General features: G+C 37.7%; 9 protein-coding genes. All 9 read right to left on the reverse strand.

Annotation, left to right across the window (positions count from 1 at the left end):
• Positions 1 to 303 (reverse strand): hypothetical protein (locus tag HRU21_10650; GenBank protein NRA42747.1); only part of this gene is annotated, 303 nt, incomplete at its 3' end.
• A 107-nt stretch (positions 304 to 410) separates the two neighbouring features.
• Positions 411 to 1,667, reverse strand: a complete 1,257-nt coding sequence (locus tag HRU21_10655) for a hypothetical protein (GenBank protein NRA42748.1) — start codon at positions 1,665 to 1,667, stop codon at positions 411 to 413.
• Positions 1,660 to 2,322, reverse strand: coding sequence for a hypothetical protein (locus tag HRU21_10660; protein NRA42749.1), 663 nt, complete (start codon positions 2,320 to 2,322; stop codon positions 1,660 to 1,662). Before HRU21_10660 ends, HRU21_10655 begins: the two co-directional genes overlap by 8 nt.
• 1 nt (position 2,323) lies before the next feature.
• Entirely contained in the window at positions 2,324 to 3,358 is a 1,035-nt protein-coding gene (locus tag HRU21_10665; GenBank protein NRA42750.1) for a hypothetical protein, read from the reverse strand.
• Positions 3,358 to 5,262 (reverse strand): tape measure protein, encoded by a 1,905-nt coding sequence (locus HRU21_10670; GenBank protein ID NRA42751.1) that lies wholly within the window; start codon positions 5,260 to 5,262, stop codon positions 3,358 to 3,360. The genes HRU21_10665 and HRU21_10670 overlap by 1 nt, the downstream gene beginning before the upstream one ends.
• A gap of 310 nt (positions 5,263 to 5,572) precedes the next feature.
• A complete protein-coding gene (locus tag HRU21_10675) occupies positions 5,573 to 5,914 on the reverse strand; it encodes a hypothetical protein (GenBank protein NRA42752.1) in 342 nt (113 codons plus the stop codon).
• A 19-nt stretch (positions 5,915 to 5,933) separates the two neighbouring features.
• Complete coding sequence (locus tag HRU21_10680) at positions 5,934 to 6,386, reverse strand: hypothetical protein (protein NRA42753.1); 453 nt, start codon at positions 6,384 to 6,386, stop codon at positions 5,934 to 5,936.
• A gap of 2 nt (positions 6,387 to 6,388) precedes the next feature.
• Complete coding sequence (locus HRU21_10685) at positions 6,389 to 6,883, reverse strand: hypothetical protein (protein NRA42754.1); 495 nt, start codon at positions 6,881 to 6,883, stop codon at positions 6,389 to 6,391.
• Complete coding sequence (locus HRU21_10690) at positions 6,880 to 7,437, reverse strand: hypothetical protein (GenBank protein ID NRA42755.1); 558 nt, start codon at positions 7,435 to 7,437, stop codon at positions 6,880 to 6,882. The genes HRU21_10685 and HRU21_10690 overlap by 4 nt, the downstream gene beginning before the upstream one ends.
• Positions 7,438 to 7,451: the final 14 nt, after the last annotated feature.

Here is a 7,451-nt window from a genome sequence, read left to right on the forward strand (position 1 = left end):
GTCAAATAAAATCTCATTCTGACCTATAGTGAAAGTGCCTGTAGCTAATGACGTAGCTGATACCCCACTAGGTTGGTCTTCTATTCGACCATATAATACTAGGTCATCGCCTGATTGGAAGTTAGCTTCATTGCCTGCTTCAGCCTCACCGTGCCAAAATCTTACAGTTAAGTCAAATGATGCTTCACCATAAATTGTGTTGGGGAAATATTTATTGGCATCTGATATATTGCCAACTTCTTGAAACCAAACTGCATTAGTCGGGTCATCTACGTTTACGTCTACTACATAGCTACGTGCCATTGTGTTCTCCTAAAAGGGATTCCGCTTTGGCGCAGGAGAGCGATACGCTACTCACGGAAAAAGTTTTAATCTATTTTTTAATATATGATAACGGTTTTATATTTCAATTAATCATCCTCGGTGTAATAATCCATTAAACCTTTTGCGTTTATTTTACCTAATCCTAAATATGTCTGTATTATCTTCTCATATCTAGGTTGGGTTCTCTGAACTGGCAATGTTGGTAATCCTGATGTTATAACTTCATCACCTATATCCCAAAATCCAACGGGGTCGAAATTAGTTCCAGTTGGTATCACGGAATAATTTATATTGTTTACCCTAGTTGTCTCTGTTGTGTAAGGCGAGGATAATGGGTATATTCCAAAGTCACCCCATAAACCAAAGAAGTCAGGATTTGTGTATCTCTTGTCATTATCTTTAAAAGACCACTTTATAATATCCATCTTCATATCGTTTACATCTAAACTACCATTGTTTATATTTGTCTCAGTACCTAAGCTTATCCTTGCATAATATCTTCTATTATCTGCCCTCGCAACCCACGCACCACTAAAGTCTTGGTTGTTATCTAGTCTGAGAGTGTTTGCTATTGGCACATCTTGCAAGCTCCTAGCTGTAGGGGGGTCAAGATTTTGATACATCCTAGCCACCGCTAAGTTTATATCGGGAGTGTAGCCTGCGTTGTTTATATAATCCTCACCTCTTCCTTGATCTAAATCCCAATGAGAACCAAATCTACTTCGGATATAACGAGAAAATTTACTTAAATTAGCATTAAGGTATTTCCCCGCATAATCACCGTTAAGGTCTTTTGACCACGGAGTCTGTATGCACTTCATAGGATATGTTAACATCTTGTAAATAGAATCAAGTATATCAGAAGTAATTCTGCCAAAGTAAAAATCATCTCTTAAAAAACTTAAATCCCCGCAGTTTTGTTCAAGTTCTCCACCTTCTGAATAATCTAGTGTTGGTATTCCCATTAAATATTCATTATAATAGGCGTATAAACTTGTTGAATCATAATAAGACGCTTGGATTGACGGGTTTACATTATTTGAAACAAAACACTTAGTACCATTGGGTAGTGATCCATTAAAGAAATAAGATTCATCAACAGCAAACATTCGCTTTAATTTATCTATAATAAAAAGCAAAATCTCTTCTTGCCTAATATTAAAATTTATTTGAGTGTAATCAGGAGCGATGGGGTAGTTATTCTGACGACTGAGTATTGTGGAACCAAGTGCTCTATTATATGTTTCAGCCGTTGCTTGTGCTAATTCGTAAATAACGTGAGAGGTTCTATGTTTGGTTATATTATCCCAATCAATACCGCTTGTCTCCCATTTACTAGGCATTGCCTACACCTACACCTGACATAAATGGAGATAGATCATAAACACCTTCAGAATCTAAAACAGCATAGAGTATCTCATTTTCATAAAACTCGCATTGACTGAACTTTCTCTGTATTACAGGCACATCTACCTCTAAAATGTTGTCCGCATTATCAATTAAATCGAATCCATTTTGAGCTAAGTCTATGTAGCCTATAACGTTGGATTGCTTTGATCTTAAACGAAATATAGAAGCACCCCCACCACCTTTCGGGATGATGTAGTAAATTGGGTCTTCGTTTTCAAGCTCCCTCCAAACAGCTTCAACTTTATAAGCAAAACCAACATCTACACTTCCCGAAAAAACAATATCATTCACCCGTAGATTATCGAAGTATATAGGGTCAGAAGGATTGTATGTATTTTCTTTTTCAGAGTCAAATATTATTCCATCTTCTACTGGAGTCCCGTCGGGAAGTATCTCAAATGCCTTGTACTCTTTTTGATTATCTGCTCCATCAACTTCTATTTCAACAATATCGGAAACTTGAAAATACCTAGACTCAATATATGGCACAGTTGATTTTATTTGCCTTAAAACCTCATCATCTCCAAAGTTACCTAATATGGCTCTTAGTTGAGCAACGGAGGATTCTGTGAAATTTATTAAACTCATTTTATATGTCCACAAAATTAAACACAGACGTGTTATATATCTTAAAAAACTGCGTACTAGGGTTTTCGACTGTAGGTTGATTAACATTCCCACTTGCTAGTGTACCATCATCATTTAAATGGTAGTTTATATTACCCGACCTGTCTCTAGGTTGCTTCACTAGCTTCTTGTCGCCTTGGTTGTAATAAAAAGACCCTTGCTGTGTGATTTCAATGCCACCATTGGATACGCCCCAACCGTTATTATCTACACTTATACCTGCTTCCATCTCATAGTATTTAACACGCCTGCCTTCTTCATCAGTATAGAATTTCAAGTTTCCAACAACATAATTTAATAGAACTGTTTCTTTGGAAAACTTATAATCACCTACAGTCCATGTATCTTTATTTATTATATTTGTGAGCTTTTCTGAGTCCGTCTGATCCCAGTCAAACTGATTCCATTTGCACACTCCATCAAGTCGAACTTTATTAATTTTAATGTCATAAGGCTCACCGTTTGGGTTTATGATAGGCTGTTTCAGTGGAGATAAGTCATTATCTAAAGGTATTCGAGTTATAACAGGCGTGAAGTTAATTAAGAAAGGGGCATCTAAAGGAGTTAAAGCACCATTAGCACCGCTACCACCACTGCTACTACCACCACCTGCTTCAGCTCTAGGAAACTTATAGCTAAAAGTGCCCCTGAAATGATCAGGCTGATTGTTATAGTGGGTCAGAGAAACGTCATCAAGTATACAACCTGATATTGTTGGGTGAGAATCACCCTTTTTAGGGATGTACTGATTAGCTAATATAGTCGAAGCAGGTCGCCAAAGATTATCATTAAAGTCTATATCTATTGTTATAGTCTCTTCTATGCCGTCATCTGTCATTCTTGCTCTTGTAGTGGTCTTTAGTATAGCATCGTTTACTCTAGCCCATTGGTCAAACTCAGGGAATAATATACCCCTGTCGCCTGCATAAGTGCCACTGCCGCCACCCACTGAACCCGTCTGTGATGTTAATCCCCCGTAGTTGTCAAAATTTCCCATTATACGCTCTCTAATTGTATTTTATTATTTAAATCCTCTATAAGCTCATTAGTTCTCTTTTGCTCTTGTAGATTCTCTTGCAATAATTCTTTGTTGCTATCAACAGCGCCTAATGATCTTGACCTAGTTTCTATACTTACTTTTACAGACTGCGCCGAACCTGCTTGTATTGCGTCTATGAAATTAACTCTACCAGTACCACCTTTTAAAGCTTGCTCTTGTTGTTTAAGGTTATCTAGTTGTTTCTTTAAAATTCCTAGCCTTGTTTTATCTTGAGAGATTTGCTCATCCCTTGCGATCTTTTGCTTAAGACCTACACTTAAAGCTTCGGCGACAGCTAACTGTGATTGTTGTTGTAAATTTAAGAAGTTCTTAGCAGAAGTCTCTTGCTCTTTGACTGATTTATTGTATTCTTCAAATATAGGTAATTCAGCACCTTTATTGTAAAGGTTTTGCAATTTAATTTGGTCTTGCTGTATTTTTTCTTGTGCTAATCTTTCTTGGGTTATTTCACGTTGACTCTTTAAATATTCATTGGTGATGTCAAGTAGATTTGATTGTGTAGTTACACTGCCTAAACCACCCTCTCGAACAACAGAGTTTTGAATCTTCTGTATTTCTTTAAGCTGTTCTTTTGTTTTCTCAGTGTTAAGGAGTGTTTTGCCTTGGAATTTTATTGCCTCTAACTGCCTCCTCCTAGCTTCTTTTGCAGTTATCTCGCCTTGCTTTCTAGCTATTTCAGCTTGGGCAATCCTTGTCTTAGTTGCTTCAATTACAGATTTGGTCAATGCTATGTCTGACTCTCTTACGTCTCTGTTTGCAGCTAAGCGTTCACCTATCTTTCTGATTGACAAGACGATTGCACTATTTGATGCAAGCCATCTAGAACTTTCATCACTAGCAAGTCTTATTTGGTTTACTATTCTATTGTATTCAGCCGTTGCAGATTTAGCGTTGTCTAGTGCCTTTTGTCCAAAAGCCTTGTCAAGGGCAATAGCTGAAGCAGTCAAAGCTTCATCGGAAGACAGCAAACCTTGATCTAATAGCTTAGTTAATTCAGCTTGAGTTTTGCCTAGTGCTCCTGCTAATTTAGTGTAAAAGCCCGGTATCCTTTCACCAATTTGACCTCTAATTTCTTCAGCGGCCGCTCTACCTTTTGATGCAACTTGACCAAAAGCTAAAATTACTGAATTAGTCTCATCAGCAGTCAATGATAATGCGGCAGAAGTCTTTAAGATTGACTCAAATAATTGGTCTGTTACAGCACCCTCTACGCCACTACCTCTAGTTGCGGCTGTTAATGTAGCAAAACCACGAGATGCGGCAAGTAGGTCAACACCAAGCTCGTCAGCTAGTCTAGAGGCGGTTTTCGTCTTCTCATTATACTCTTCAGTACTATTGGTGGCCGCTCTCATGCGGTTATTAACTCTATCAAAAGCCAGTGAGTTGTTTAAAGCAGAACGAGCTGATTGTATAGTTATAAAACCACTTAAAGCTGATGTCAATCCGCTAACAGCGTTTTTAGCCCTCTCTGAACTTCTTCCAACACCGACAAAGCCATTGGATATTTTACTTGACTTTGAGCCTGCTCTTGATGCCGCTGTGCTATATTGATTTAAAGATGTTTTTGCACCTTTTGCGCTTTTACTAACTTCACGTAAGGCTTTTGCGTTCTGCTGAAATGTAACTGTATTTTCTTTTGAACCTACAGCCCTAGTTTCTTTAGCTAATTGCCTAAAAGATTCCTGTGTGCTATTAGCGGCTGACTGTGTTTTGCCTAGCTTACCGTTTAATATATCTAATGCTCTAGCGGCATTTCTAGTCTGTTTCAGGAACGTAGTGGTAACAAACTTAAGTTCAATCCTAAGTTCCTTAGTGAGTGTATTTGATGCGCCTGTAGCCATTATTATCTCTTCTTCGGTTTGAATTTTTTATGACGATAGAACATATCCAGTGCTGTGCTTTTTGGTTTAATTGGAGTAGCCATAACCTGTTCCATCTTCTTCAAGTCTTTAAATTTGTCACATGCAGAACCTATACCTGCAAACCCTAATGGTGTCTCTATTCGGTCTATTTTATTCCTATTGACATATATGTGATACCACTGCCAAATCTGCACTTCCATTGTTGATAAACAAAGAACGCTAGACCCACCAACGTAGGTATCCCTATCGTAAGCCAAGTCTAACGCACTTCTTATAAACGGATGATTAACTATTTTTTTTTAACTTCAGTAGGCTTTCCGCTAAAATCATTTAATGCGTGAACAGCTTTTATATAAGGTTCTAATATAGTTGCATCTGCACTGTCATAGAACTTCTTAAATTCATCTTTGCTGTATATCTGCTTACCATCCTTGTCCACCATACAATAAGCCAAAGTAGCCATATGCAGGTCATCATCTTTGTCTTGATCAGTATCACCTTCTACGTCTGCAAGTAACTCAAGGTTAGCTCTCATAGGTAGCGGTTTTACATATATCCCATCTATTTTAGGGAAATCAACTTTAACCTTACGGTTTGTCAGTGCTGATAAAGCGGCTTTTAAATCATCCATTATGCTCTCCTATTATGGATTAAGAACCTGCTGTGATAGTGAAGTCGTTTTGAACTTCGCAAGTAATTGTCATACGCTTTGCAGAACCATCACCTGCAACAAAAGAACCATCAGGCTCAACGTTAGTTACTTTAAGTTCAACACCAGTCCACTGAGGCTGAGTTGTGTAAGCGTCTGACTTGAAAGTAAAGTCAAAAGTAGAGATGCGGTCAACGTAGTTAGGATAATCTTCACGAAAGTCAGTTAAGAAAGTTATAATTTCAGACTCTTCAGAAATAGAGGGTTGACGTGTAATACGCTTTGCATCAGTATGCGCTGTAATATCATCACGTTCATCAATAGTTGATGGGAAACCAAACTCATATACACGGGCAATTCCGCCATCAGTAGGGATAAAAGCCCCTGGGTTATCAGGATTTCCACCTGCTGTTTCACTACATAGAATACCATGTGCTTCGTATAGATCGGCCATGACTATACTCCTATTTTATAATTAACGTTAAAGTTTAAAGTTTTTCTACGAACAGTTTGGTCTTTGTCGTTATTGTATAAGTTATACACTAACTGAGAATCACCACTCTCTTCAAATAGTAAGTTTCCGACAGACACACCATTCATGTCACCCGAAAACCCATGTAAAATTGTAAATATGCGCTCTGCACTATCTTCATGTACATCTAACAAGTCGTTTAGATTTTGTATCATCTTGTCATTGCATGCATCGGGCTCTATGATAGTATCAAGCTGTATCTCAACCTGCGATTCAAAGTTATGCTCAGTTCCAATTTGATGAACCGTATTAAGATTCTTTGTTAGTTCATTGATAGTAATCATCGGGAACGTGTTTTTCGATAAAGCGTTATTTACCCTGCGCATATTGATAGCGTTAAAAAAGGTAAAAACATTCTTAACATTAGTCATCAAGTTTGCATCTGCTTGTAAGTGTTGTCTAATTGCTTTTGTTATCATGTCGCTAATGCCGAAAATTTCTTATCAAATTCTTTAAATATGTTATTGGCTGTTTCGTTAGCCATGTCATTCAAAATGTCATCAAAGTCTTGACCTTCTGTCATAAAAGGATTAGGATCTCTCTTACCCCATGCCCAGTTGCGTTTATAGTATCTCTCACGCTTTTTATCACCTTTAGTAAAGTCACCCGCAGGCTTTGGTCTATATCTTTTGCCTTTATAAGTCCTAGAACGCTTAGTTAATTCCTTGCCTGATATTTTACCCTCAGGAACACCGTAAGTAAGCAACATATCTTGGATAGAGTTAGAATATACAGTGTAATTTAAGATAGAACCTTTGCCTGCCCTTGGATTACTATCACCAACCCATCTTATCTTCTTCTGTAACCTGCCAGTAGGCTTTTTAAATGACCTAGTGTTGCTTTGTGCTTTTCTGTGTATTCTACGAGATGCTTTGATGTAAGCAGGCTTACCTGCATCAATAAGCTCAGAGTTACCAAATGATTTTAAAGACTTTTTAAGTGCCTTGAAGTTATGGAACTTAGTTCTTACCATTAGTAGAAAAGATT

Source organism: Pseudomonadales bacterium (assembly GCA_013215025.1).
GTDB lineage: Bacteria > Pseudomonadota > Gammaproteobacteria > Pseudomonadales > DT-91 > DT-91.